Annotated in this window: 20 protein-coding genes; 12 read left to right on the top strand and 8 right to left on the bottom strand. The window is 71.1% G+C overall.

Going from position 1 to position 24,508, the window contains the following annotated elements:
* Positions 1-10 precede the first annotated feature (10 nt).
* Both ACIBHX_RS19295 and ACIBHX_RS19290 read right to left on the bottom strand, forming a co-directional pair.
* Complete coding sequence (locus tag ACIBHX_RS19295; RefSeq protein WP_397068772.1) at positions 11-94, bottom strand: hypothetical protein; 84 nt, start codon at positions 92-94, stop codon at positions 11-13.
* 44 nt (positions 95-138) lie between these two features.
* Positions 139-528: a nuclear transport factor 2 family protein gene (locus ACIBHX_RS19290; RefSeq protein ID WP_397068478.1), complete on the bottom strand. Its 390-nt coding sequence runs from the start codon at positions 526-528 to the stop codon at positions 139-141.
* An 88-nt stretch (positions 529-616) separates the two neighbouring features.
* Here ACIBHX_RS19290 and ACIBHX_RS19285 point away from each other — a divergent pair, with 88 nt between their 5' ends.
* Positions 617-1,186, top strand: coding sequence for a TetR/AcrR family transcriptional regulator (locus tag ACIBHX_RS19285; RefSeq protein WP_397068477.1), 570 nt, complete (start codon positions 617-619; stop codon positions 1,184-1,186).
* Here ACIBHX_RS19285 and ACIBHX_RS19280 read toward each other — a convergent pair.
* Positions 1,183-2,835, bottom strand: a complete 1,653-nt coding sequence (locus ACIBHX_RS19280) for a TlrC/CarA/OleB/SrmB family ABC-F type ribosomal protection protein (RefSeq protein WP_397068476.1) — start codon at positions 2,833-2,835, stop codon at positions 1,183-1,185. The two genes, ACIBHX_RS19285 and ACIBHX_RS19280, sit on opposite strands and share 4 nt — an antisense overlap.
* A gap of 337 nt (positions 2,836-3,172) precedes the next feature.
* Here ACIBHX_RS19280 and ACIBHX_RS19275 point away from each other — a divergent pair, with 337 nt between their 5' ends.
* On the top strand, positions 3,173-3,454 hold the full coding sequence (locus ACIBHX_RS19275) for a TetR family transcriptional regulator (RefSeq protein WP_397068475.1): 282 nt from the start codon (positions 3,173-3,175) through the stop codon (positions 3,452-3,454).
* 515 nt (positions 3,455-3,969) lie between these two features.
* Here the strand turns inward: ACIBHX_RS19275 and ACIBHX_RS19270 are convergent.
* A complete protein-coding gene (locus ACIBHX_RS19270) occupies positions 3,970-5,442 on the bottom strand; it encodes a serine/threonine-protein kinase (RefSeq protein ID WP_397068474.1) in 1,473 nt (490 codons plus the stop codon).
* Between the two features lie 100 nt (positions 5,443-5,542).
* Between ACIBHX_RS19270 and ACIBHX_RS19265 the strand changes: the two genes are divergently transcribed.
* From ACIBHX_RS19265 to scpA, 5 genes are all read left to right on the top strand, one after another.
* On the top strand, positions 5,543-7,399 hold the full coding sequence (locus ACIBHX_RS19265; protein WP_397068473.1) for a TrkA C-terminal domain-containing protein: 1,857 nt from the start codon (positions 5,543-5,545) through the stop codon (positions 7,397-7,399).
* Positions 7,400-7,721: 322 nt separating this feature from the next.
* The gene (gene mtnA, locus ACIBHX_RS19260) at positions 7,722-8,645 is read left to right on the top strand and encodes an S-methyl-5-thioribose-1-phosphate isomerase (RefSeq protein WP_397068472.1); all 924 of its coding nucleotides are present in this window, start codon (positions 7,722-7,724) and stop codon (positions 8,643-8,645) included.
* 84 nt (positions 8,646-8,729) lie between these two features.
* Complete coding sequence (locus ACIBHX_RS19255; RefSeq protein ID WP_397068471.1) at positions 8,730-9,500, top strand: N-acetylmuramoyl-L-alanine amidase; 771 nt, start codon at positions 8,730-8,732, stop codon at positions 9,498-9,500.
* 45 nt (positions 9,501-9,545) lie between these two features.
* Positions 9,546-11,201, top strand: coding sequence for a methylmalonyl-CoA mutase family protein (locus ACIBHX_RS19250; protein ID WP_397068470.1), 1,656 nt, complete (start codon positions 9,546-9,548; stop codon positions 11,199-11,201).
* Positions 11,198-13,342, top strand: a complete 2,145-nt coding sequence (gene scpA, locus ACIBHX_RS19245; RefSeq protein WP_397068469.1) for a methylmalonyl-CoA mutase — start codon at positions 11,198-11,200, stop codon at positions 13,340-13,342. The genes ACIBHX_RS19250 and scpA overlap by 4 nt, the downstream gene beginning before the upstream one ends.
* 23 nt (positions 13,343-13,365) lie before the next feature.
* Here the strand turns inward: scpA and ACIBHX_RS19240 are convergent, their stop codons facing one another.
* Both ACIBHX_RS19240 and ACIBHX_RS19235 read right to left on the bottom strand, forming a co-directional pair.
* Positions 13,366-14,859 carry a protein kinase gene (locus ACIBHX_RS19240; protein WP_397068468.1) on the bottom strand — a complete coding sequence of 498 codons (1,494 nt, stop codon included), beginning with the start codon at positions 14,857-14,859 and terminating at the stop codon, positions 13,366-13,368.
* Positions 14,859-16,310, bottom strand: coding sequence for a serine/threonine-protein kinase (locus tag ACIBHX_RS19235; RefSeq protein ID WP_397068467.1), 1,452 nt, complete (start codon positions 16,308-16,310; stop codon positions 14,859-14,861). The genes ACIBHX_RS19240 and ACIBHX_RS19235 overlap by 1 nt, the downstream gene beginning before the upstream one ends.
* A gap of 128 nt (positions 16,311-16,438) precedes the next feature.
* On the opposite strand from ACIBHX_RS19235, the gene meaB reads away from it, so the two are divergent.
* The 5 genes from meaB to ACIBHX_RS19210 all read left to right on the top strand — a co-directional run bounded on the left by meaB (position 16,439) and on the right by ACIBHX_RS19210 (position 22,285).
* Entirely contained in the window at positions 16,439-17,404 is a 966-nt protein-coding gene (gene meaB, locus ACIBHX_RS19230) for a methylmalonyl Co-A mutase-associated GTPase MeaB (RefSeq protein ID WP_397068466.1), read from the top strand.
* A gap of 99 nt (positions 17,405-17,503) precedes the next feature.
* The gene (locus ACIBHX_RS19225; RefSeq protein ID WP_397068465.1) at positions 17,504-19,549 is read left to right on the top strand and encodes a CehA/McbA family metallohydrolase; all 2,046 of its coding nucleotides are present in this window, start codon (positions 17,504-17,506) and stop codon (positions 19,547-19,549) included.
* A gap of 39 nt (positions 19,550-19,588) precedes the next feature.
* A complete protein-coding gene (locus tag ACIBHX_RS19220) occupies positions 19,589-20,533 on the top strand; it encodes an acyltransferase domain-containing protein (protein WP_397068464.1) in 945 nt (314 codons plus the stop codon).
* Positions 20,534-20,582: 49 nt separating this feature from the next.
* On the top strand, positions 20,583-21,203 hold the full coding sequence (locus ACIBHX_RS19215; RefSeq protein ID WP_397068463.1) for a TetR/AcrR family transcriptional regulator: 621 nt from the start codon (positions 20,583-20,585) through the stop codon (positions 21,201-21,203).
* Positions 21,200-22,285, top strand: coding sequence for an acyltransferase family protein (locus ACIBHX_RS19210; protein WP_397068462.1), 1,086 nt, complete (start codon positions 21,200-21,202; stop codon positions 22,283-22,285). Before ACIBHX_RS19215 ends, ACIBHX_RS19210 begins: the two co-directional genes overlap by 4 nt.
* On the opposite strand, the gene ACIBHX_RS19205 is transcribed toward ACIBHX_RS19210, so the two are convergent.
* A complete protein-coding gene (locus ACIBHX_RS19205) occupies positions 22,212-22,643 on the bottom strand; it encodes an acyl-CoA thioesterase (protein ID WP_397068461.1) in 432 nt (143 codons plus the stop codon). The genes ACIBHX_RS19210 and ACIBHX_RS19205 overlap by 74 nt on opposite strands.
* Positions 22,640-24,391, bottom strand: coding sequence for an AMP-dependent synthetase/ligase (locus tag ACIBHX_RS19200; protein ID WP_397068460.1), 1,752 nt, complete (start codon positions 24,389-24,391; stop codon positions 22,640-22,642). The genes ACIBHX_RS19205 and ACIBHX_RS19200 overlap by 4 nt, the downstream gene beginning before the upstream one ends.
* Between the last annotated feature and the right edge of the window lie 117 nt (positions 24,392-24,508).

Raw genomic sequence — 24,508 nt, 5'->3', positions numbered from 1 at the left:
GGTAGCCGGATCAGTGCTCGATGACGACCTTCCCCAACGCCTTGCCCGAGGCGTAGTAACGGTAGGCGTCAGGTGCGTCATCGAAGGAGAACACCCGGTCAATGACCGGGCGGAGCCCATTGACGCGGTTCGCGGTGCTCAGTCGGCGTCGGTGGCCAGCGGGACTTCGCCGGCGGTCTTGCTGTAGCCGAGGGCCTCGATGATCTGGCCGTCGCGCACGTGCATGAGGTTCACGCCGCTGACCCAGTCCGCGGGGCCCGGGCCGAAGCGGTAATGCCAGCGGATCGTCGCCCGCTCTCCCGCGAGCACGACCTCCTGCGGCTGGAACTGACTGCTGCGGTCCTCGACGAGCGCGCGCCACCAGTCCAGGCAGGCCTGGCGGCCCTCGACGCGTTCCCCGGTGGGCGCCGGCTGGACGGATTCCATCACGCAGTCCTCGGCGACCAGATCCGTGAGCAGATCAGGGTCGCGCTCGACGAAGGCGCGGTTGAAGCGGTCGATGACATCGGCCGTCGTGCGAAGCGTCACTTGGCAATCCTTAAGAGATAGAACGTACGGTCTAAAAGATTTATATAGACCGGTTGATCTCGTCGTCAAGTGGTGGCAGGCTGAGACCATGAGCACACGCGCCACGCCCGGCCCACGGGAACGCCTGCTTGACGCCGCCCAAGAGCTGACTTACAGCCACGGCGTGGGCGTCGGCGTAGACACTCTCCTGAAAGCCGCGAACGTGGCCCGCCGCTCGCTGTACGACCACTTCGGCGGGAAAGAAGGGCTGATCGCGGAGGCGCTGCGGCGAAGCACCGCCGAGGACGAAGCCCGCTACATGGAGATCATGCAGGCCGCGGGCGAGGACCCACGCGACCGCCTGCTGGCCATCTTCGACAACCTCTCCCGCATCATCGCCGAGCCCGACTTCCGCGGCTGCCGCTACCTGGCCGCCGATCTCACACTGACCGACCCCGACCACCCCGCGCACGCCATCATCCGCGACTACCACCTGCGTCTGCATCGGCTCTTCGAGCACGAACTCGTCAAGCTCGAACATCCGCAGCCCGGGCACGCTGCCGCCCAGTACCTTCTGCTCGTCACAGGGACGCTGGCGGCCGGTGCCACCCAAGCCGACCAGCGCCCCGCGGCGCTGGCTCGCGAGCTCGCCGAGCAGATCCTCGATCTCCGGCGCTAGGCGGCTCCAGCAGCGCCCACGCTCGGCTGAGCGGCCCCGGTGCCGATCCGGCCTTCGCGCAGCACGAGGTGTGAGCCGGCGAACCTCGACCGCATCCGTCGGTCATGCGTGACGATCACCAGCGCGCCCTGATATCCGATCAGTGCCTCCTCCAGTTCCTCGACGAGCGCGGGGGAAAGGTGGTTGGTGGGCTCGTCCAGCAGCAGCAGATCGACCGGTTCGCTCACCAGCCGAGCCAGTTCGATCCTGCGCCGCTGTCCGTAGGACAGTTCACCCACGCGCCGGCGCAGGTCGGCGGGGCTGAACAGGCCGAGGGAGAGCAACGTCTCGGCGTGCTCGTCCGCGTCGCCGGGCCTTCCCTGGCCGAACGCCTGGACGACGGTGAGCTCGGGCGCCCAATGCGTCCCCTCCTGGCGCAGGTGTCCGACGCGGCCGGGAACGCGCACGGCGCCGCCGTCCGGTCGCAGTTCCCCGGCGAGGACCCGCATGAGGGTGCTCTTGCCGGCTCCGTTGGGGCCGGTCACCAGCAGCCGCTCGGTGGGCTGGATCAGCAGGAAGGGCACGTTCAGCCTGTTCCCGACATGCACGCCGGTGAGCTGGGCGGCCGGCTCGCCGCCCCGGGCGGCCGATCCGGTGGTGACCCGCGCGGTGAGCACCAGCGGGTCGGGCGGTGGCGTCACGGGGGCGGCGGTCAGCCGCTCGACCCGCTCCTTGGCGTTGCGGATGCGGACCATCGCACCGTGCCCGCGCCCGCGTGCGCGGAACCCGCCGTGACCGAACACGCTCAGCGGCGCCTTGCGCGGGATGGCGTCCAGCCTCGCCACGTTGGACGCGGCGACGCGCTTGTTGCGAGCGAGTTCGTCGCGCCAGTCGTCGTACTCCTTCATCCGTCGTCGTCGCTGGGCGAGCTTGGCGGCGAGGTAGCCGTCGTAGCCGTCGCCGTACTGGGACACCCGGCCGGCCTCGACCTCGACGATCGTGGTGGTCAGCCGCTCCAGGAACACTCGGTCGTGGGTGACCGCGACCACTGTTCCGCGGTGCGCGCGCAGGTGCGCTTCCAGCCAACCGACCGCCTGGTCGTCCAGGTCGTTCGTCGGCTCGTCCAGGAGCAGCAGTTCCGGCTGCGACGCCAGCGTGGCGGCCAGCGCCAGGCGGGCGCGCTCCCCGCCGGACAGTGTGCCGAGCCGCCGGGACGGCTCCAGGTACGGAAGCCCGAGGCCGTGAAGCGCGATACCTACGCGGGTGTCGGCTTCGTAGCCGCCTCGCGCCTCGTACTGCTCGATCAGGGCGGCGTAGGTCTTGGCCGCGTGGGAGGTGTCCAACCGTGCCTCGGCCTCGCGCATCCGTGCTTCGAGCTCACGCAGGTCCGTCAGGGCCAGGTCGACGGCGTCCTGAACGGTGGCGTCGTACAGCAGGTCCAGCGTCTGGGCCAGGTAACCGATGCCGCCGGGCGCGCGCACTGTCATCTCGCCACCGTCGAGGCTCTCCTGTCCGGCGACGATCCTGAGGAGCGTGGACTTGCCCGAGCCGTTGTCGCCGATGACGCCGACCTTCTCGCCGGGCTTGATCGTCAACGAAGCCCGGTCGAGGACGATCTGATCACCGTAGGTCTTGGTGATGTCGTGCAGAGTGAGTTGTGAGGTACGCATAAGGCTCTTCCCCTGTTCTCGGCCAAGCCGGTCGATGTGGATCGATGACGGGTCCGCGGGCACCGCCCGCGACGCGGTACGGCGGAGCCGGCGAGGGGATGCGAGGCGTCCTATGGCCTGTCTCCTTGGATAAGTGACGTGAATCGGAACTCGTCAGGCGGTACATCCCGGGGCCGGTACGGCCCGCTCGGCGGCCCGGCTGACCTGCTCCCAGCCCGCCCAGACCTTCACGCGAGACGGACCGTCTCGGTTCGTGACGATGAACGTATGCGATGCGTGCCTGACGCGCTAAGACGAACCGTCTCGTCTCGTATCGCCTTCCTGCTGGGTTGGGCGCATGACGACGCAGCGCAAGATCTCCGCCAGCGCGGCCCGCCGGACCTCCAGGCGCGCCATCATCACCGCAGCGTTCGACCTGGTCCAGGAAGTGGGATACGCCAAGCTGAGCATCGAGGGCATCGCCGCGCGGGCCGCCGTCGGCAAGCTGCAGTTCTACTGGGCAGGCCTTGCCGGGCTCGCAAACAGAGTGCGTTTGAGGGCGCTGCTGTTTCTCTTCCTCATAGTGGCTTCTTTTGCAATTGCGAATGGCGGTCGACGAGTCGGCGCCCTCGCTGACTGATGCCTCAGCTTCATTGCCGCCATCTGCTCCGATGTCCTCATGAATCAAATTGCGTCACAGCAGGCCTTGTCGGCCCCAAGCTCCACGATTATCGTCAAGGCCGACGTTTGTCCGCGATCTTAGGAGGCCCGTTGAGGTTCCGGGTGAAGCTCGCAGGAGTGCTGGCGGCGACATTGGCCAGCCCGATCCTGTACACCTCGGCCACGCCCGCTCCCGCGTCGGCGGCATCTGCTTACGAGTACTGCCTGCTGATCCTTCAGCACCATGGGTACACGATCGGGTCGGGATCGAAGGCCGCCTGCAGGGCACGCCAAGACGGAGACAAAAGTACCTGCTATACGATTCTGCGAGATCTGCATGTGGCAACCAAGCATGCCACGCAAGCATGTGGCATCTAGCTGCATGAAGCGTTATTTCCGTGTGCTTCGTCAGGGACTTGGGGTCGATGTTCGCCTGGCTGATTCAGCCGCGGACGTCGATCCCAAGTTTGCGCGTCGATGGCCCCGACCTCGTATTCATTGCTGAACCGATTGTGGGCCGACTCGGCTGAGGTCGCCTTTGCTGTCGCCGAGCATGGAGAACGTGAGTTTGTAGGCGAGCTTGTCGGGTGCCTTCTTCTCCACGGTGACCACGATTCCGCCGATCGCGCCCGCTTCGTCGATGACCGAACAGGAGCCTCCGAGGCCGCCGAGCGTGAAGGTCAGCTTGGCCGCGGTCGCGGCCGTGAGAGTCAGCGTGCCCTTGCTGCATCCGGGGTCCTCGCCCGGCGACTCCCAGGTGCCGGTGGGCTTTCCGGCGTGCAGCGTGAGGGTTACCGGGTCGTTCTTGAACTCGCGGTCGAGGATCTTGCCGCTGGCTGTGCCCTTCCAGGTGCCCACGAAGGCCGAGGGGATCTTGGCGTTGGATTGCGGGGCCTGGGTGGAGGGTTGCTGGGACTGAGCGGGTTCGGTGTCCGGGGGCGTCGACGGGGCGGGGGACATGGTGGTGGTCGTGGTGGTGGCGGGGGAGCGGTTGGCCCACCAGAGGGTGGCGCCGCCGGCTGCCAGGGCTAAGACGGCGGCCACGGTGCCGAAGAGGAGGGCGCGGGGAGCGCGTCGGCGGGGTACGCCGGTGGTGGCGATCGCCCGGGGCTCCGTGCCCTCGAATGGCTGGGGTGGCGTGAGGCCCGGCGGTGGGGCGTTCCCTGGGTGCGGCGGGGTGGTGGGGTTGACCAGGGTGACCATGAGGTCGCGGGCCGTGGGGCGGCGGGTGGGGTCCTTGGACAGGGCCGTGGCGATGATGGGGCGCAGGCGAGGCGGGAGCGCCGACAGGTCGGGGTCGAAATGCAGGACCCGGTGGAGGACCGCGGGGACCGTGTCCGCGCCGAACGGGCTGGCGCCGGTGGCCGCGTAGACGATGGTGGCGCCCCAGGCGAACACGTCCGAGGTGGCCGTGGCGGGCGAGCCGCCGATCTGCTCCGGCGACAGGTACGTGGGCGTGCCGATGAGACCCGACGTGTGCGTCGCGGCGTCCTCCGCGCGGGCGATACCGAAGTCCACGACCCGCGGCCCGTCCGGGCCCAGCAGGACGTTGGCGGGCTTGAAGTCGCGGTGCACCACCCCGGCCGCGTGGATGGCCGCCAGCGCGGTGGCCGTGCCGACGGCGAGCCGTTCCAGTTCGCCGCCGCGCAGCTGGCCCCGCTCGCGGACCCGCTCGGACAGCGAGGGGCCGTCGACGAACTCGCTCACCACGTACGGGCGGGAACTCTGCGTGGCGGCGTCCAGGACGCGGGCCGTACAGAACGAGGCGATGCTCTCCAGCGCGGACAGCTCGCGGGCCAGGCGCGCGCGCGTCTGCGGGTCGCCGGTGCTGAGGAGTTTGACCGCGACCCGCTCGCCGGTGGCGTCGAAGCCCAGGTAGACGACCCCCTGGCCACCCTCGCCGAGCCGGCCGGCCAGCCGGTAGGAGCCCAGCTCGACCGGATCGTCCGGCGTCAGGGGGGTCACCATGGCGGATACGTTACAGGTCCGCATGCACCTGGGCAGATCGCCCGGTACCTTTATGCGTTGGGGCAAATGGGGCTCAAGTGGAGGTTTCGGGGTGTCGAGGGTGACGTTCCGTGAGCGGGTCCGGTACTGGTTCGACAACACCATGTCCCGGGGGACCGCCTCGCTGATCGGCTGGCTGGCGATGGTGTCGATCGCCCTCATCGTGGTGGTCGCCGGGTTGACGCTCTGGCTGGCCCCCGGCGAGCCGGACGGGGTGGACGGGCCGGGCAAGGTGCTGTGGATCGCGCTCATGCACGCGTTGAGCCCGGCCAAGGTGGCCAGCGACAAGGGCTCGCTGGGGTACATGGCGATCATGTTCGCCGGGTCGCTCGGCGGCATCTTCATCGTGAGCATGCTCGTCGGCCTGCTGTCCAACGGGCTGAAACTGCGCGTGGACCGGCTGCGCAGGGGCCGCTCGCGCATCGTCGAGTCGGGCCACACGGTGGTGCTCGGCTGGTCGGACCAGGTCTTCACGATCGTCGCCGAGCTGGTCAAGGCGCACGCCAGCCAGAAGGGCTCGGTCATCGCGATCCTGGCCGAGCGCGACAAGCTGGCCATGGAGGAGGAACTGCGCGAGCGCGCGGGCGACCTGGGCACGACCCGGCTGGTGTGCCGGACGGGACGGCCGACGGAGCCGCGCGACCTGGGCCTGATGAACCTGGCCTCGGCCCGCTCGGTGGTCGTGCTGTCGCCGGAGGGCGAGGACCCGGACGCGCACGTCATCAAGATCCTGCTGGCGCTGAACAAGCGGACGGGCCCGCACCCGCCGGTGGTGGCCGCGCTGGCCTCCAGCCGCAACCTGGCCGCCGCCCGGCTGGCGGGCGGCAAGGAGGTGCACCTGGTCGACTCCGACGACACCGCCTCCCGGCTGATCGTGCAGTCCTCGCGCCAGTCGGGCATGTCGGTGGTCTGCATGGACCTGCTCAACTTCGACGGCGGCGAGATCTACCTGCGCCCCGGCGCCGAGCTGGCCGGGCGCACCTACGGCGAGGCGCTGCACGCCTACCAGACCGCCACCGTGCTCGGCCTGCGCCGCCCGTCGGGCGTCGCGCTCAACCCGCCTGCCGACACGGTGATCGAGGCGGAGGACCAGGTCGTCGTGATCGCCCAGGACGACTCCGCGATCCGCCTGGCGACGGGGAAGCCGTCGCTGGACGAGCCGGCGATGGCCGCCACGGAACGTACCAAACTCCAGCCCGAGCGCACGCTGCTGCTCAACTGGAACGGCCGCGCCGGGCAGATCATCCGCTACCTCGACGGGTATGTGGCGCCTGGCTCGGTGCTCGAGGTCGCCGCGGACCACCCCAAGGCCGGGATGAACCTGGGCGGACTGCGCAACCTCACGGTGAACGTCAAGGAGTGCGACACCACCGACCGCTACGAGCTGGAGTCGCTCGGGCTCGGCCTGTGCCAGCACGTCATCGTGCTGTCGGACGACCGGTTCAAGCCGGGCCACGCCGACACGCGCACGCTCATGACGCTGCTGCAGCTGCGCGACATGCAGAGCACGCTCGGCGAGCACTACTCGATCGTCAGCGAGATGCACGACGAGAACAACCGCACGCTCGCCGAGGTCACCGAGGCGGACGACATCGTGATCAGCGACACGGTCATCGGGCTGCTGCTGGCCCAGCTGGCGGAGAACCGGCACCTGGCCGACGTCTTCGGCTACCTCTTCGACTCCAGCGGCTCGGAGATCTACCCCCGGCCGGCGTCGGACTACGTCACGCCCGGCACGCCGGTCACCTTCGCGACGGTCGTCGAGTCGGCCCGCCGGCGCGGGGAGACGGCGATCGGGTACCGGAACGCGGCGGGCATGAACACGCCGCCCCGCTACGGGATCGTGCTCAACCCACCCAAATCCACCAAGATCACCCTCACCGCCCGCGACTCCGTCATCGTCCTGTCCGAGGGGTGACTTCCTTGTCGGCTGTACGGCGAGCCACCGCCACCGGCCGCCCGCCGTACTCCGGCTGAGGGCCTGCGACCGGCGCTTGCGGCGAGTCGGGGATCCTTGCCCGCCGTCACGGCGATTCGGTAGGCGGGCACCGCGGTTCTTGGCGCCGCCACCATGGGGGTCCGGATCTCTGGGAACCACGGTCCCCATGGCCCGCCGTACAGGGCGCCGTACGACCCCCGTACACCGTCGCGCCGACCCCGGCGCGGGAAAGCGCCCCGGGGGTGAAGCATCCCGCCGCTGGATCGGAGACCGGAGCGTTGCCGTGGCGGAGAATGGTCGCGTGAGGACCATCGACTGGGTGGACGGCGCCATCGAGCTCGTCGACCAGACGCGCCTGCCCGACGAGTGCGTCATGCTCCACATCGAGACCGTCGACGAGCTGGTGGCGGCCATCAGGCGGCTGGCCGTGCGCGGCGCGCCCGCCCTGGGCGTGGCGGGCGCGCTCGGCGTCGCCCTGGCCCGCGGCGACCAGGAGGCGATCGCCCGGCTGCGCGCCGCCAGGCCCACCGCGGTCAACCTCGCCTGGGGCGTGGACCAGGCCTCCTCCTCCCATGACCCGCTGGCGACCGCGCTGGGCATCCGCGACGAGGACATCGCCGCCTGCAGGGCGATGGGCGAGCGCGGCGCCGGCCTGCTCGAGGGCGACCGGCTGCGCATCATGACGGTCTGCAACACCGGCGGCCTGGCCGCCGTCGAACGCGGCACCGCGCTCGGCGTCGTCCAGACCCTGCACGAGCAGGGCCGCCTGGCCGAGGTGTTCGCGCTGGAGACCCGCCCATTGCTGCAGGGCGCCAGGCTCACCACCTGGGAGCTGGGCCGGATGGGCGCTCCGCACCGGCTGGTCGCCGACTCGGCCGGGCCGTACCTGCTGGCCAGGGGCGGCGTGGACGCGGTGCTCATCGGCGCCGACAGGATCGCCGCCAACGGCGACACCGCCAACAAGATCGGCTCGTATGCGCTGGCGCTCGGCGCCGAGCGGGCCGGCGTGCCCTTCTACGTCGTGGCCCCCGAGAGCACGATCGACGCGGCCACGCCGACGGGCGAGCACATCGAGATCGAGGACCGCGGATCCGAGGAGATCGTCGCGATCCGGGGTGTACGGCTGGCCCCCGAGGGCACCCAGGCATTGAACCCGGCGTTCGATGTGACACCGCACGACCTGATTACCGCGATCGTCACGGAATCGAGGGTCATCCGGCCGTAGACCGATTGTGGGCATTCCACGGACTGGTCCTGGTGGCGCGCGTTACGCTCGGTCGTCACAATTCACCGATCCTCGGAGATCATCGTGGCCATCGACCTCGTGTTAAGGCGCGACTGGCACGCCCGCGACCCGCACGGCGACTACACCCAGCTCGATTCCACCAAGGGCGTGAAAGTTCATTACACCGGTGGCAAGGTCGATCCCGGGATCGTGCACGATCACAAGGGCTGCGTCGAGCTCGTCCAATCGATTCAGAACTTCCACATGGACGGCAATGGATGGATAGACATTGGTTATTCGTTTATCGCCTGTCCGCACGAAAAAGTCTTTGAAGGTCGGGGTTTGCACCATTTGCCCGCGGCGAATGGTGCGGGGCTGAACGCGGGCCACTACGCGGTGCTCGGGCTCGTCGGAAACGCCGGGCTCATCCAGCCGCCCGACGGCGTGCTCAGCGGGATCCTCGACGCGGTCCAGTACTGCCGCGACAGGGGCAACGCCGGCCGTGAGATCAAGGGGCACCGCGACGGCTTCCAGACCGACTGTCCCGGCGACCCGCTGTACGCGTGGGTCAAGAAGGGCGCGCCCCGCCCTGGAGGCGGCACCCCGCATCCCCCGCCCGCCGCACCGCCCTTCCCCGGGCGGCTGCTGACGTACCCGCCGGTCATGACCGGTGAGGACGTCAAGACCTGGCAGCGGCAGATGCACAAGCGTGGGTGGAACATCGCGGCCGACGGCGCCTACGGGCCCGACTCCCGTGACGTGTGCCGGCGCTTCCAGCGCAACCAGGGCATCCCCGACGACGGCGTCGTCGGTCCGCAGACGTGGCGGCTGGCCTGGGATGCCCCGCTCCCGTAACCCCCGAATCATTCTTCTGTTCGGACTCCGCTTACTATCCCAGACATGGAACTGGCTGCGGAGTTTCCCCCCACGAGCCGCGAGGAGTGGCGGGCGCTGGTCGGGGTCCCCGAGGCGGACCTGTCCCGCACCACCTACGACGACCTGGTCGTCGCGCCCCTCTACGACCGTTCCGACCTGCCCTCCGCCCCGCGCGTGGTGCGTGCGGGCACGGGCTGGGACGTCAGGCAACGGCACACGGTGGCCGACACCGAGGCCGTGCTCGCCGACCTGGAGAACGGGGTCACCTCGCTGTGGCTGGTGGTGGGCCCCGACGCGATCCCGGTTTCCGCGCTTCGCCAGGTGCTGAAGGACGTCTATCTGGACCTCGCTCCCGTCGTCCTCGACGCGGGCCCGCTGACCGGCCAGGCGGCCAACGCGCTGTTCGGCCTCGCCGCATCCCGGGACCTGAGCCTGCGGGGCAACCTGGGCGCCGTGGTTTCCGGAGACCCGGCCGCGGACGAGGTCGCCATCGAGCTGGCGCTGATCTGCGCCGCGGAGCATCCAGGGCTCAGGGCGATCACCGTGGACGCGCTGCCCCACCATGACGCGGGTGCCGGCGACGCGCAGGAGCTGGGGTGCTCCATGGCCGCGGGCGTCGCCCAGCTGCGGGCGCTCACCGCCGCCGGGCTCAGCATCGAGCAGGCGCTCGGGCAGCTGGAGTTCCGCTACGCGGCCACCGACGACCAGTTCGCCACGATCGCCAAGCTGCGGGCCGCCCGCCGCATGTGGGCCAGGATCGCCGCCGCCTGCGGAGCCCCGGGCGCCGCCGCCCAGGCGCAGCACGCGGTCACCAGCTCGGCCATGATGACCGCCCGCGACCCGTGGGTGAACATGCTGCGCACCACGGTCGCCGCCTTCGCCGCCGGGGTCGGCGGGGCCGACACGGTCACCACGCAGCCCTTTGACGCCTGCCTGCGCCGGCCCGAGGCGTTCTCCCGGCGGATCGCCCGCAACGCACAGCTGCTGCTGCTGGAGGAGGCGGGCGTGGGCCGGGTCGCCGACCCCGCGGGCGGTTCATGGTACGTCGAACGGCGCACCGCCGACCTGGCCGAACGGGCCTGGGCCTGGTTCCAGGAGCTCGAGGCCGCCGCCGACCCCGCCGCGCTGGCCGCCGAGCGCATCGCCGCCACCCGGGCCCGCCGCGACGACGACATCGCCCACCGCCGCTTCCCCATCACCGGCGTGAGCGAGTTCCCCGACGCCGCCGAGGAGCCCGTGCCGTCCCTGCCGGGCGGGTATCGCTACGCCGAGCCGTACGAGCGGCTCAGAGACCTGGCGGACGCGCGGCCCGAGCGGCCCAAGGTGTTCCTGGCGACGATCGGGCCGCTGGCCGAGCACACGGCCAGGGCGAGCTTCGCCGCCAACCTCTTCGCCGCCGGCGGGCTGGCCACCGAGACGGCCGGCGTCTCCACCGACCCCGAGCAGATCGCCACCGCGTTCGCCGTCAGCGGCTCCACCGTCGCCTGCCTGTGCTCGAGCGACAGACTGTACGGCGAGCACGCCGAGGCCGTGGCCGCCGCGCTCAGGCGGGCCGGGGCGAGAAGGGTGTGGCTGGCGGGGAAGGGTGATTACCGGGGCGTCGACGGCCACCTGTTCACCGGGTGCGACGCGCTCGGCGTCCTCCGCACGACCCTCGACGACCTGGAGGTGGCCCGATGATCCCGGACTTCACCGAGGTCCCGCTCGACGGGCCCGCGGGCGAGCACGCCGTACCTGAGGGCGAGGTCTGGGAGACGCCCGAGGGGATCACGGTCAAGCCGCTGTACACGGACACGGACCTGGACGGGCTGGACTTCCTGGACACCTACCCGGGGATCGCGCCGTTCCTGCGCGGGCCGTACCCGAGCATGTACGTGACCCAGCCGTGGACGATCAGGCAGTACGCCGGCTTCTCCACCGCCGAGGACTCCAACGCCTTCTACCGGCGCAACCTGGCGGCCGGCCAGAAGGGCCTGTCGGTGGCCTTCGACCTGGCCACCCACCGGGGCTACGACTCCGACCACCCGCGCGTGGCCGGCGACGTGGGCATGGCGGGCGTGGCGATCGACTCGATCTACGACATGCGGCAGCTGTTCGACGGGATCCCGCTCGACCGGATGTCGGTGTCGATGACGATGAACGGCGCCGTGCTGCCGGTGCTCGCGCTGTACATCGTGGCGGCCGAGGAGCAGGGGGTGAAGCCGGAGCAGCTCCAGGGGACGATCCAGAACGACATCCTCAAGGAGTTCATGGTCCGCAACACCTACATCTATCCCCCCGCGCCCTCCATGCGCATCATCTCGGACATCTTCGCGTACACGAGCGAGAAGATGCCGAAATTCAACTCCATCAGCATTTCCGGCTACCACATCCAGGAGGCCGGGGCCACCTGCGACCTGGAGCTGGCCTACACGCTGGCCGACGGCGTGGAGTACCTGCGGGCGGGCGTCGCCGCGGGCATGGACGTCGACCGGTTCGCACCGCGCCTGTCGTTCTTCTGGTGCATCGGCATGAACTTCTTCATGGAGGTGGCCAAGCTCCGCGCCGCCCGGCTGCTGTGGGCCAAGCTCGTCTCCGGCTTCGGCGCGAAGAACCCGAAATCGCTGTCGCTGCGGACGCACTCGCAGACCTCCGGCTGGTCGCTGACCGCGCAGGACGTCTTCAACAATGTGGCCCGCACCTGCGTCGAGGCCATGGCCGCCACCCAGGGCCACACCCAGTCGCTGCACACCAACGCGCTGGACGAGGCGCTCGCGCTGCCCACCGACTTCTCGGCGCGCATCGCCCGCAACACCCAGCTGCTGCTGCAGCAGGAGTCGGGCACGACCGCGCCGGTCGACCCGTGGGGCGGCTCGTACTACGTCGAACGGCTCACCCACGAGCTGGCCGAACGGGCCTGGGCGCACATCCAGGAGGTCGAGGCCGCCGGCGGGATGGCCGCCGCGATCGACGCCGGGCTGCCCAAGCTGCGCATCGAGGAGGCGGCCGCGCGCGCCCAGGCTCGGATCGACTCGGGCCGGCAGCCCGTGATCGGCGTGAACAAGTACCGCGCCGAGGCGGACATGGCCACCGAGCTGCTGAAGGTGGACAATTCCGCCGTCCGCGCCCAGCAGGCCGACAAGCTGCGCAGGCTGCGCGCCGAACGCGATCCCGACGCGGTCGCCAGGACGCTCGACGCGCTCACCAAGGCCGCCGACAACCCGGCGCCAGGGCTGGAGCACAACCTGCTCAAGCTGTCGATCGACGCCGCCAGGGCCAAGGCCACCGTGGGCGAGATCTCCGACGCGCTGGAGAAGGTGTTCGGCAGGCACGCCGGGCAGGTGCGTACGATTTCCGGCGTGTACCGCGACGAGGCAGGCCCGTCCGCCAACATCGATCGGGCGCGGCATGCGTGCGCCGAGTTCGAGCGCGCCGAGGGGCGGCGGCCGCGCATCCTGGTCGCCAAGATGGGCCAGGACGGCCACGACCGGGGCCAGAAGGTCATCGCGACCGCCTTCGCCGACCTCGGGTTCGACGTGGACGTCGGCCCGCTGTTCCAGACGCCCGAGGAGGTCGCCCGCCAGGCCGTCGAGGCCGACGTGCACGTGGTCGGCGTGTCCTCGCTGGCGGCGGGACACCTCACCCTGGTGCCCGCCCTCAGGCAGGCACTGGCGGACCTGGACGCGTCCGACGTCATGATCGTGGTCGGTGGCGTCATCCCGCCCGGCGACATCGACGAGCTACACGCCGCGGGCGCCGCCGCGGTCTTCCCGCCCGGCACGGTCATCGCCGACGCCGCCCTGGAACTCCTCACCGACCTGCGCGGCCGCCTCGGCCACTAGTACCGGTCCGTGTACGGCGGGCGTCAGTGCGTGTACGGCGGGCACACGGTGAAGCTCACGCGGGCCGACGAGGCCGACGGTGACACCAGCCGGAAGACGACCGTGTGCCTGCCCTCCTCGAAGGAGCTGCCGACGCCGTGCTCGACCTTGCCCCTGCCGCCGCTCAGCCAGCCGGGGTTGCGTCCTGAGTCCTCGCCGTCGATGATCCACCGGTAGCTGTACTCGACCTGCCTGCCCGACGGGCCGGTGATCACGGCCACCGGGTAGACGCTGGAGGTCCAGCACGACTTCCCGGTGCCCTGCGCGCCGTCCAGGCTGAGTGACACCACGCGGAAGGTGCCGGTCGCGCGGGTGGGGGAGGCGGTCGGCTTGGACGTCGTCGGCTTGGTCGTCGCCTGCGTGGGGGTGGGCTTGGCGGTGGCTCCGTGGGAGGTGGGGGTGCTCCGGGGCCTGCCGCCCGCGGTGGCGCTGGGCTTGCCGGCGGGGGAGCCGTGGGGCTTGCTGCCCGGAGAACTGTGCGGCTTGCTGCCGGGCGACCTGGCCGGCTGGCCGGTGGCCGGCGTGGCCGAGGCCGGAGATGCCGAGAACTGGCCGGTCGCCTGGTGGCCGTCGCCGGAGGGGGACGCGCCCCAGGCCACGGCTCCCGCCACCAGGGCCGCCGACAGTCCGACCGCGCCCACGCTCACCAGTGCAGCCCTCCCGCGGCGACGGGCCCGGGAGCTGCTCGCCGTACCCCTGGGCGGGGGTTGCGCGCCGATGAGCTGGAACAGCACGTCCTGAATGGCGGGGCGGGCGGCCGGATCCTTGGCCAGGCACGCCAGCACGATCGCGCGCAGCGGCTGCGGCAGGTCGCCCAGCTGCGGCTCGTCGTGCAGGATGCGCCGGATCACCGCGGGCAGCGTGTCGTTGCCGAACGGCGGCGTCCCGGTGGCGGCGAAGACCATCACCGACGCCCAGGCGAACACGTCCACCTCGGGACCCAGTACCGTGCCCGCCAGCTGCTCGGGCGCCATGTAGGCGGGCGTGCCGACGATGCTGCTCGTCACCGTGAGCGAGGCGTCGGCGGCGCGGGCGATGCCGAAGTCGATGACGCGCGGCCCGTCCCTGCCCAGCAGCACGTTGCCGGGCTTGAAGTCGCGGTGCACCACGCCCGCCCGGTGGATGGCCGCCAGCGCGGTCGCCGTCGCCACCGCCAGCCGCTGCAGGTCGGCCCCGCCGTGCCGTCCCGCCTCCTGCAGCGATGGCCCTTCGACGTATTCCGTCACGATGTACGGCATGCCGCCCAGCGAGGCGTCGAGCAGCTGCGCGATGCAGAACGGCTCCACCCGCCTGGCCGCGTCGATCTCCTTGGCGAAGCGGCCGTCCCCGGCCAGCCCGTCACGCAGCACCTTGACCGCGACCCGCCGCCCGTCAGGGGCCTCACCCAGGTAGACCACGCCCTGGCCGCCCGCGCCGAGCCGGCCGAGCAGCCGGTAGGGGCCGACGGCGGGCGGATCCTCCGGCTGAAGCGGTGCCATCACTCGGTGCCGACGGGGCAGACCGTGACCGACACCGTCTTGGTGATCGACACCGGCGAGGTCAGGCGCAGGGTCACCCGGTGCGGGCCGTTGGTCTTGATGTTGGGGCCGGTGAGGTTCTGGGTGTAGGAGTCGGCGATGTAGGCCTCCGAGCTGTCCTTCACGCTGCCGTCGATGATCCACGAGTAACGGAACAGCGTGTGCAGCTTGGTGCCCTCGACAAGGCCGGACGTGAGCGACTCGCCGATCTCGCAGTCCTGCGTGTTGGCCTTGCGGGCGCCCTGGACGTGCACCCACAGGATCCGCAGCGACCCGCCACTGGACGAGCTGGGCTTGGTGGTGGCCGTCGGGGTCCTGGTCGGTCTGGAGGTGGGCGTGGCGGTGGCCCCCGTGGACGTGTCCGGAGCCGGCGTCCTGGTCCGCCTGGGCCGGCGGTGCCGCGTCGGCGTGGTGACCGAGGAGTGCTGCGAGATGGCGACGCCCGAAGAGGTGCCCGCGACCGGCGGGTTGCCCGAGTGCGGCGTGGCGACCGTGGGCGTCAGCCAGACGATCGCACCCGCCAGCGCGAGCGCCGACACCCCGGAGAACCCGGCGATGACCGCAGTCCTGGTGCCCCGGCGCGCCCGGCCCGGCAGCGTGGCCGGACCCGTGGACTGCCCCTGCCTGGGCGGCGGCTGCCCGCCCAGCAGCTGCAGCAGCACCTCCTGCATCGGCGGCCGCCGCGCCGGGTCCTTGGCCAGGCACGCCAGCACGGTCGAGCGCAGCGGCTGCGGCAGGTCACCCAGGTGCGGCTCGTTGTGCAGGATCCGGTTGATCACCGCCGGCAGCGAGTCGTCGCCGAAGGGCGGCGCCCCGTTCGCCGCGAACACGATCACCGACGCCCACGCGAACACGTCCGCCGCAGGCCCCACCGCCGCGCCCGCCAGCTGCTCGGGCGCCATGTACGCGGGCGTGCCCACGATGCTGCTGGTCGCCGTCAGCCCCGAGTCCGCCGCCCGCGCGATCCCGAAGTCGATCACCCGCGGCCCGCCGGGACCGAGCAGCACGTTGGCGGGCTTGAAGTCGCGGTGCACCACGCCCGCCTGGTGGATCGCGGCCAGCGCGGTCGCCGTCGCCACCGCCAGCCGCTGCAGCTCCGTGCCGCGGTGCCGTCCGGCCTGCTGCAGCGACGGCCCTTCCACGTACTCGGTCACGATGTACGGCCGGCCACCCAGCGAGGCGTCGAGCACCTGGGCGATGCAGAACGGCTCCACCCGCCGGGCGGCGGCGATCTCCTTGGCGAAGCGGTCGTCCGCCAGGCCGTCGCGCAGCACCTTGACCGCGACGGGCACGCCGTTGCGGCCCTGCGCTAGGTAGACGATCCCCTGGCCGCCCGCGCCCAGCCGGCCCATCAGCCGGTAGGGTCCCACCGCTGCCGGATCGCCCTCGCGGAGGGGTTCGACGTGGGGCATGAGGGGAGGGACTCCTGTGACAGGCGTGATCAGACCTTCCGCACCCTAGCGGCAAAAGTAAGGATTTGTCGGAAGTTAGGCTGACAAGCGGGAGAAAGGCGAGAAATGGGCGGGCTGGAGGAGGGCGGATGACGCGCTCGCTTGAGGACTACGTCCACGGGGTGAAGGCCGGATCCCGCACGTGGATCGCCCGCGCGATCACCCTGGTCGAGTCGACCAGGCCCGATCACATCGCGCTGGCCCAGCGCCTGCTCGTCGAGCTGACCCCGCTGTCGGGCAACGCCAGGCGCGTCGGCATCTCCGGTGTGCCGGGCGTGGGCAAGTCGACGTTCATCGACGCCCTGGGCACCATGCTGACGGGCGACGGGCACCAGGTGGCGGTGCTGGCCGTCGACCCCTCCTCGACGCGGACCGGCGGCAGCATCCTGGGCGACAAGACCCGCATGGCGCGCCTGGCCACCGACCCGCACGCCTTCATCCGCCCCTCGCCCACCTCGGGCACGCTCGGCGGCGTCACCAAGGCCACCAGGGAGGCCATGGTCGTGGTCGAGGCGGCCGGGTTCGACGTGGTGCTGGTGGAGACCGTCGGTGTCGGGCAGTCCGAGACCGCGGTCGCCGACATGGCCGACACGTTCCTGCTGCTCAGCCTGGCCCGGACGGGGGACCAGCTGCAGGGCATCAAGAAGGGCGTGCTGGAGCTGGCGGACGTCATCGCGGTCAACAAGGCCGACGGGGAGCACGAGCCCGCCGCCCGCAAGGCGGCCAGGGAGCTGGCGGGCGCGCTGCGCATGCTCCGCTCCGACAGCGTGCCGCCCCCGGTCCTGACCTGCAGCGGCCTGACGGGCGCGGGACTGGACGACCTGTGGCGCCACGTCCTGGCCCACCAGGACGGCCTCGACCTGGCCGCCAAGCGCCGCCGCCAGCAGGTCCAGTGGACGTGGACCCTGGTGCGCAACCGCCTGCTGTCGGAGCTGCACGCCTCACCCGCCGTCGCGGCCATCACCGCCGACGTGGAACGCGAGGTCCAGGAAGGCACCGTCACCCCCGCCCTGGCCGCCGACCGCCTCCTGGAGGCCTACAAACGGTCCCGCTGACGAGGGTCATGGCCCACGGGGCGGAATACCTCTCCCACAGGGGAAAGATGCCCATCCGGCCCCGGCGGCCCCGGCATGATCCATGTAAGCATGGCGCTCATGACACAGGATCCGATGCTGCCCGAGGCGGTTGCGGGGGCGTTACGGGAGTACCAGGACCTGCTCGGCCGGCACGGCATCACCTGGGGCGAGCCGGAAAGCTTCTACGTCAAGCTGTTCGGGCCGCGCCGGGTGCTGCCGGTGGAGCTGTCCGACCGCTTCTGGACCGTGGCCTTCCGCACGCTGGCCCGGCGCCACCCCGGCAGGGCGCTGGACGAGCTCGGCACGCTCTTACCTGAGGCCGACTACGACGAGGTGCTGCGTGACACGCTCGACGGCGCGCTCCCCGCGCACGCGGCCGCCCTGCGGATCACAGGAAGCGGGGTCGAGCTCGCGGGCAGGGCGCGCACGGTGCTCCAGGGCAGGCCGCCGGGCGAGCGCATCCCCCTGCTCATCGACGTGCGCCGCGACACCCCGGCCGAGGTCGAGGTCGACGGCACGTCGAGGGAGCTGCGGGGGAACGGCGCCTGGCTGGTCGAGGTCGAGCCGGGCAGCCGCGTCACCGTCGACGGCACCCGGGTGCGGCTGGGCAGCCTGCAGAGAACGGCCCGCCCGGTCAGGCTGAGGGTGCGGGCCGGGCTCCCCTGCCGGTGGAGCGTGACAGGCCAGGACGGGCAGGGCTGGTTCCCCGCAGGCGTGCCGCACCGCCACGACTTCCATGGCCGGCCGTACTTCCACGGCGACGACCTGGAGCTGGAGGTTCCCGACGAGCCGCTGACCGTCACGGTCACCAGAGGCATGGAGTACGGCCAGGCCACCGCGACCGTCCGGCCGCCCGCCACCGTCGAGCTCACCCCGCGGCGGATCTACGACGCGGCGGCCCGCGGCTGGTACGGCGGAGACCTGCACGTCCACCTGAACTGGGCGGGTGACACCGTGGCCGCCCCCGCCGAGGCGGCGGCCGCCCAGCACGGCGAGGACCTGCACGTGCTCAACCTGCTGGCCGGGAACGTGTCCGGCGCCCGCGTCTACGACCTGGCGGCGCTCGAACACTGGATGGGGCGCGACCTGCCCTGGTCCGACGCCACCCACCTGGCGCGGATGGGCGTCGAGTACCGCAACGACCTGCTCGGCCACGTCTCCGCCTTCGCCCCGAGCCGGGTGCCCGGCCGCTTCCACACCGGGTTCGACGGCGAGGCCGACTGGCCGCCCAACGCGGACGCGCTGCGGGAGCTGCGCGAGCTGGGCGCGGTCGTCGGCTACAGCCACCCCTTCCACCTGGCGATCGGCGAGCAGGCCCCGCCCGCGGCGGTCATCGGGCCCGTCCCGCGCGTCTGCGCCTCCCGCGAGCTGGTCGCCGACGCCGCGCTCGGCCTGGTCGACGGCATGGACGTGCTCACCCACGCGAACATCGCCGCCTGCGCGGCCGTCTACCGCCGCCTGGTCGGCGCGGGCAACCGGCTGGCCGTCACCGCGGGCACCGACACGATGATCTCCTTCACCCGGGCCGACAGGCAGTCAAGCCCGCCCGGCTGGGCCCGCGTCTACGCCCAGGTGGACGGCCCGCTGAGCACCGCGTCCTACGCCGAGGCGATCAGGGCGGGCCGCACGTTCGCCACCACCGGCCCGTGGCTGGAGCTGTCGGTCGACGGGCACGGCCCCGGCCAGGTCATCGACGCCCGCCCCGGGCAGCGGCTGACCGTGACCGCCTCGGCGATCGGGCCCGAGGTGCGGGCCGTGCGCGTCAGGACCGCCGAGGGCGTCACCGCGGGCGCCGAATGCCTGGCCACGGGCCTGGGCGAGGCGCTGTCGGTGACCGTCGGGCTGGAGGTCTCCGAACCCACGTACGTGCTGGCCGAAGCGCTGTGCGAGCCGCACCCGCGTACCCAGACCGCCACCGGCTACGCTTTGACCAGCCCGGTCCACGTGGACGTCGGCGGCAGGCGGGTGGCCAGGCAGGAGGACGTGCGCTGGTGCCTGGAGTGGCTCGACCTGCTGCAGGACCTGATCGAACGGCACGGCCGCCTGGACTCCCGCGACCGGCTCGCCGACCACCTGAACCTCCTCGATCAGGCCAGAGCCGTCTACCGCGCCCGCCTGGAGTGACCCGGTTTGAGGCATTCGCGGGCTGGTTACGCTGATCGGGTGGACCTCTCGGCGCTCCGGCTCTCCCACCCCCGCTGGCTCGACCACCTCGAATCCCTCGGCGGCCTCGACGTCCGGCTGCCCGAACCCACGGCCATGGCCGGCGAGCTGCTGCGGCTCGCCGTCCCGCACGAGGACATCGGGCCCGCCATCGCCGGCCGCCCCCAGCCGGGCACCCCGCACTGGTGGCTGCTCGAGCGCTGCGTGCACTCCCTGGTCGACGCCATGGGCGGCATCGACAGGCCGCCCAGGTTCCCCGCGTTGCCGGAGGCGGGGCCCTACTTCTACGTCCACGTCTTCCTCGCGGCCGCGCCGTACACCAGGGCCTTCCACCGCGAGCGCGGGATCTCCGCGCAGGTGTCCGCGGCGACGCTCGCCGACCTGGGGCGGAACATGGCCGTGCACCGCAAGCGGCACGGCACGGGCGGGCTGCACGCGCCGTGGTGGTTCCAGCAGCACGCCGTAGGCAGCCTCTACCAGCTGGGCAGGCTCCAGTTCGCCAGGGCCAGGCTCGGCGAGACCACCGGCCTGCAGATCAGGGCGGAGGGCGGCCCGGGAGCGCCCGGCGAGCCGTCGCTGGCCGTGCACATCCCCGACTTCCTCGGGCCGATGACGCCGCAGGCGTGCGACGAGTCCTTCGAGCAGGCCAGGAGCTTCTTCCCGCGGCACTTCCCGCAGGAGAAGCCGCAGGTCTTCACCTGCCACTCCTGGCTGCTCGACGACCAGCTCGCCGACCACCTGCCGGCCGGCTCCAACATCATCTCCTTCCAGCGCCGCTTCCGGCTGCTGCACCGCTTCGACGACAGCGACATGCTCGCCTTCGTGTACGGCGAGCGGGCCCACGATCCCGAGCTGCCCCGCCGTACCAGCCTGGAGCGGATCATCGCCGGGCACCTGGCCTCGGGTGGCACCTGGCACGGCAGAGCGGGCTGGATCAGGGTCTGACGAACCCACCCCGCGCACGCCGTCTAGCCGTATGTGCTAAATTTTGGCCATGCGGTCAGAAAGTAAGTCGAGCGGCCAGAAGGATCGCTCGTTCATCGAGGAGGCCAGGCGGGCGCAGATCATCGCCTCGGCCGTCGAGGTGATCGCCGAGCTCGGGTTCGCGCGGGCCTCCCTGGCCCAGATCGCCAAGCACGCGGGCATCAGCAAGGGCGTCATCTCCTACCACTTCGCCGGCAAGGACGAGCTGATGGAGGAGGTCGTCATCCGGACCTACGACGCCATCGCCGAGTACGTGCTGGCCAAGGTCGAGGGCGTCGGGTCGGCCACCGGGCTGCTCAGGGGGCACATCCTGTCGGTCGCCGAGCACATGCGCGGCCACCGCACGCAGCTGAAGGCGCTCGGCGAGATCTTCTACAACCTGCGCACCGCCGACGGTCAGCCGCGCTACGGGGTCAAGGCCAACGAGGAGGTCTACGAGGCGATGGAGAGCATCTACCGGCTCGGCCAGCAGAACGGGGAGTTCCGCGAGTTCGACACCCGGGTCATGGCCGTCACGCACTCCTCGGCCATCGACAGCATGTTCGCCTACTGGGCGGCTTTTCCCGAGCACGACCTGGACGCGCACGCCAACGAGCTGGCCGACCTGTTCGAAAGGGCTGTGAAGAAGTGAAGACCGAGACCCGCGCTCCGGCCGCGACCAGGCTCCACGCGGTCGACAACCTGCGGATCGTGTTAACGGTGCTGGTCGTACTGCACCACGCCGCGGTCACCTACGGCAACATCCCCGTCTGGTACTACAACGAGGTGCCCAAGGACCCCTCGGGCGTGCTGCTCGATGTGATGGTCGCCTTCAACCAGGCGTTCTTCATGGGGTTCTTCTTCATGATCTCCGGGTTCTTCACGCCCGGCTCATACGACCGCAAGGGCGGGCGGGCCTTCATGCGCGACCGGCTGGTCAGGCTGGGCATCCCGCTGCTGGTCTATCTGCTGGTCCTGCGGCCCTTGGTGTTGATGCCGATCTACGCGAAGACGTCCGGCCTGCCGTACTGGCAGTTCTACCTCGGCTCGTGGGATCCGGGGCCGATGTGGTTCGTCGAGGTGCTGATCGTCTTCGCCGCGCTCTACGTGCTCTACCGGCGCGCGCGTCCGATCGAGCTGGAACGGACGAGTGTGCTGCGGGGGCGCACGATCGTGCTGTTCGCGCTCGGGTTGTCGGTGGCCACCTGGCTGTGGCGGTTCCTGGTGCCGACCGGGACCATGATCCCGGTGCTCGGGCTGCCCACGCCGGACTATCTGCCGCAGTACTGCGCGATGTTCGCGGTGGGCGTGCTGGCCGTCAGGCGTGGCTGGTACGCGACGCTGCCGCGGCGGGCGGGCTGGATCGGGTTCACCGTCACAGGCGTGGTCACCGCTGCCCTGCTGCCGCTGAAGTCGGTGAGCGGCGGGATGCTCGCCGACCTGGTCGAGGCAACATGGGAGTCGACGTTCGCCACGGCCATCGTCATCGGGCTGGTGGTGCTGTTCCGCGAGCGGTTCAACCGCCAGGGGCGCTTCGGCGCGTTCCTGTCGGGGCAGGCCTACACCGTCTACATCATCCATCCGCTGGTGCTGGTGGGCGTCGCGGTCGCGATGCGCGACCTGCAGATGATCGCGGTGGTGAAGTTCGCGATCCTGGCCGTCATCGTGCTGCCGGTCTGCTGGGGGCTGGCCTACCTGGTCCGCTCGATCCCGGGGGCGAAGAAGATCCTGTGATCATCGCGGGCAGCTCGGCGGCCGCGCCGTCGCGCACGCACACGTACGTGACGTTGCCGACCGCCACCAGCTCGCCTGCGCACCGGATCGTGAAGCGCATCGTGACGGAGGTCCTGCCGAGCCTGGCCGTCTCGGTCTCGACGGCCAGCACCTCGTCCAGGCGGGCGGGGCGGTGGTACTCGCACCCGCTCGCCTTGACCACCAGGTCGGAGCCGCCGGCCCGAAGCGCCGGGTAGCCGCCGCGGGCGTCCAGCCAGTCGAGGAAGGCGTCCTCGAAGAACTCGTAGTAACGGGCGGCGTGCACCATGGCTTGCGCGTCGCAGTGCCTGGGCCTGACCCGGATCTCGGAGACCGTCATGCGTAGAAGGTATCGAGGACGTCGGCGTGGCGGGATTCCACTGCCTTGCGTTTGATCTTGAGGCTGGGGGTGAGTTCGCCTGACTCGACGGTGAAGTCGTGGGCCAGGATGGCGAACTTCTTGATCGTGGCGTAACTGGCCTGGCCGGCGTTGACCTGGTCGATGGCCTGGCTGACCTCCTCGCGCATGCGCGGATGCTCGCGCAGCGCCTCGGCGTCGTCGGGCAGCCCCTCGGCCCGCGCCCATGGGCCGACCACCTCCATGTCCAGGGTCACCAGCGCCGTGCAGTAGTTGCGCAGGTCGCCGTGAACGAAGACGTGCGACAGGTACGGGCAGGCCGCCTTGATCCGGCCCTCCAGGTAGCTGGGCGCCACGTACTTGCCGCCCGAGGTCTTGATGAGCTCCTTCTTCCTGTCGGTGATGCGCACCCGGCCCTCGGAGTCCAGCTCGCCGATGTCGCCGGTGCGTAGCCAGCCGTCCTCCAGCGCCTCCGCGGTCTCCTGCGGCAGGCCGTGGTAGCCGCGCATGATGCCCCGGCCGCCCAGCAGGATCTCGCCGTCGTCGGCGATGCGGACCTGGGTGCCGGGCAGCGGAGGGCCGACCGTGCCCAGCCGTACCGAGCCGGGCCGGTTGAGGCAGCTGCCCGCCGAGGACTCGGTCAGGCCGTACCCTTCGAGGATCGTCAGCCCGGCCGCGTCGAAGAACTCGCCCACGTCGCGCGAGAGCGGCGCCGCGCCGGAGATGAAGAAGCGCAGCCGCCCGCCGAAGCGGGCCCGGAGCTTGGCGAAGACGAGCCGGTCGGCCAGCGCGTACTCCAGCCGGGTCGTCAGCGGGATCCGCGCGCCGAGCTGCCGGGCCCGGCTGACGCGCAGGCCCGTGGCCCGCGCCCAGGTGAAGATGCGCAGCTTGGCGCCGCCGTCGCCGCGCACGGTCGCCACCACCGTGTTGTGGATCTTCTCGAAGATGCGCGGCGCGGCCGCCATGAACGTGGGCCGCAGCTCGCCCAGGTTGGCGGCGATCCGGTCCAGCCGCCCGTCGATCGCCGTCGGCACCCCGATGCCGATCATCACGACCTCGAGCAGCTTGCCGAAGGAGTGCGACAGCGGCAGCCACAGGAAGTGCAGGTCGGAGCCGGAGATCAGGTCCAGCTCGCGCACCGCGCCCGCCGCGTACAGCCAGTTGTCGTGGGTCAGCTCCACGCCCTTGGGCCGCCCGGTCGTGCCGGAGGTGTAGATGAGCGTGGCCAGGTCCTCCGGGCCGATCTTGTCGATCATGGCATCGTAGTCGCCCTCGCCGGTGATGCCGGACAGCGGCACCACCCAGCCGTCGTCGCCCGCCGTACCGTCGATCACCACGACGTGGGTGACGCCGGGCAGCTCCTCGCGCACCGAGCGGAGCTTGGCCACCTGGTCGTCGTCCTCGGCCACCACGATCGTGCTGCCCGAGTCGTTGATCACGAAGGCGCACTCGGCCGCGGTGTTCGACGGGTAGATCGTGGTCGTGGCGGCGCCCGTCGCCAGCACCGCCAGGTCGGCCAGGACCCACTCCAGCCGCGTCGAGCAGAGGATCGACACCCGCCTGCCGGGACCCGCGCCCAGTGCGGACAGCCCCAGCGCCAGCGGCCGCACCCGCTCGCCCACCTCCCGCCAGGTCAGCGACCTCCACCGCTCGCCGTCGGGGAACCGATACGCCTCCGCGTCCGGGGTGGCCGCGATCCGGTCGCGCAGCAGGGCGGGAATGCTCGACATCCTGACCTCCTGAAGGGGGTGATCTGCCGACCATAGGCGAACGCACAGTGTCAGTCGATGGTGCCGATCGGTTACGCCCTGCCGACTTTCCCAGTCTCCCGCCGATCTTCAAGCTGT

The organism is Nonomuraea sp. NPDC050536, from assembly GCF_044457685.1.
GTDB lineage: Bacteria > Actinomycetota > Actinomycetes > Streptosporangiales > Streptosporangiaceae > Nonomuraea.
Note: the sequence above shows the minus strand (reverse complement) of the source record. Positions and strands in the feature narration are given on the sequence as shown.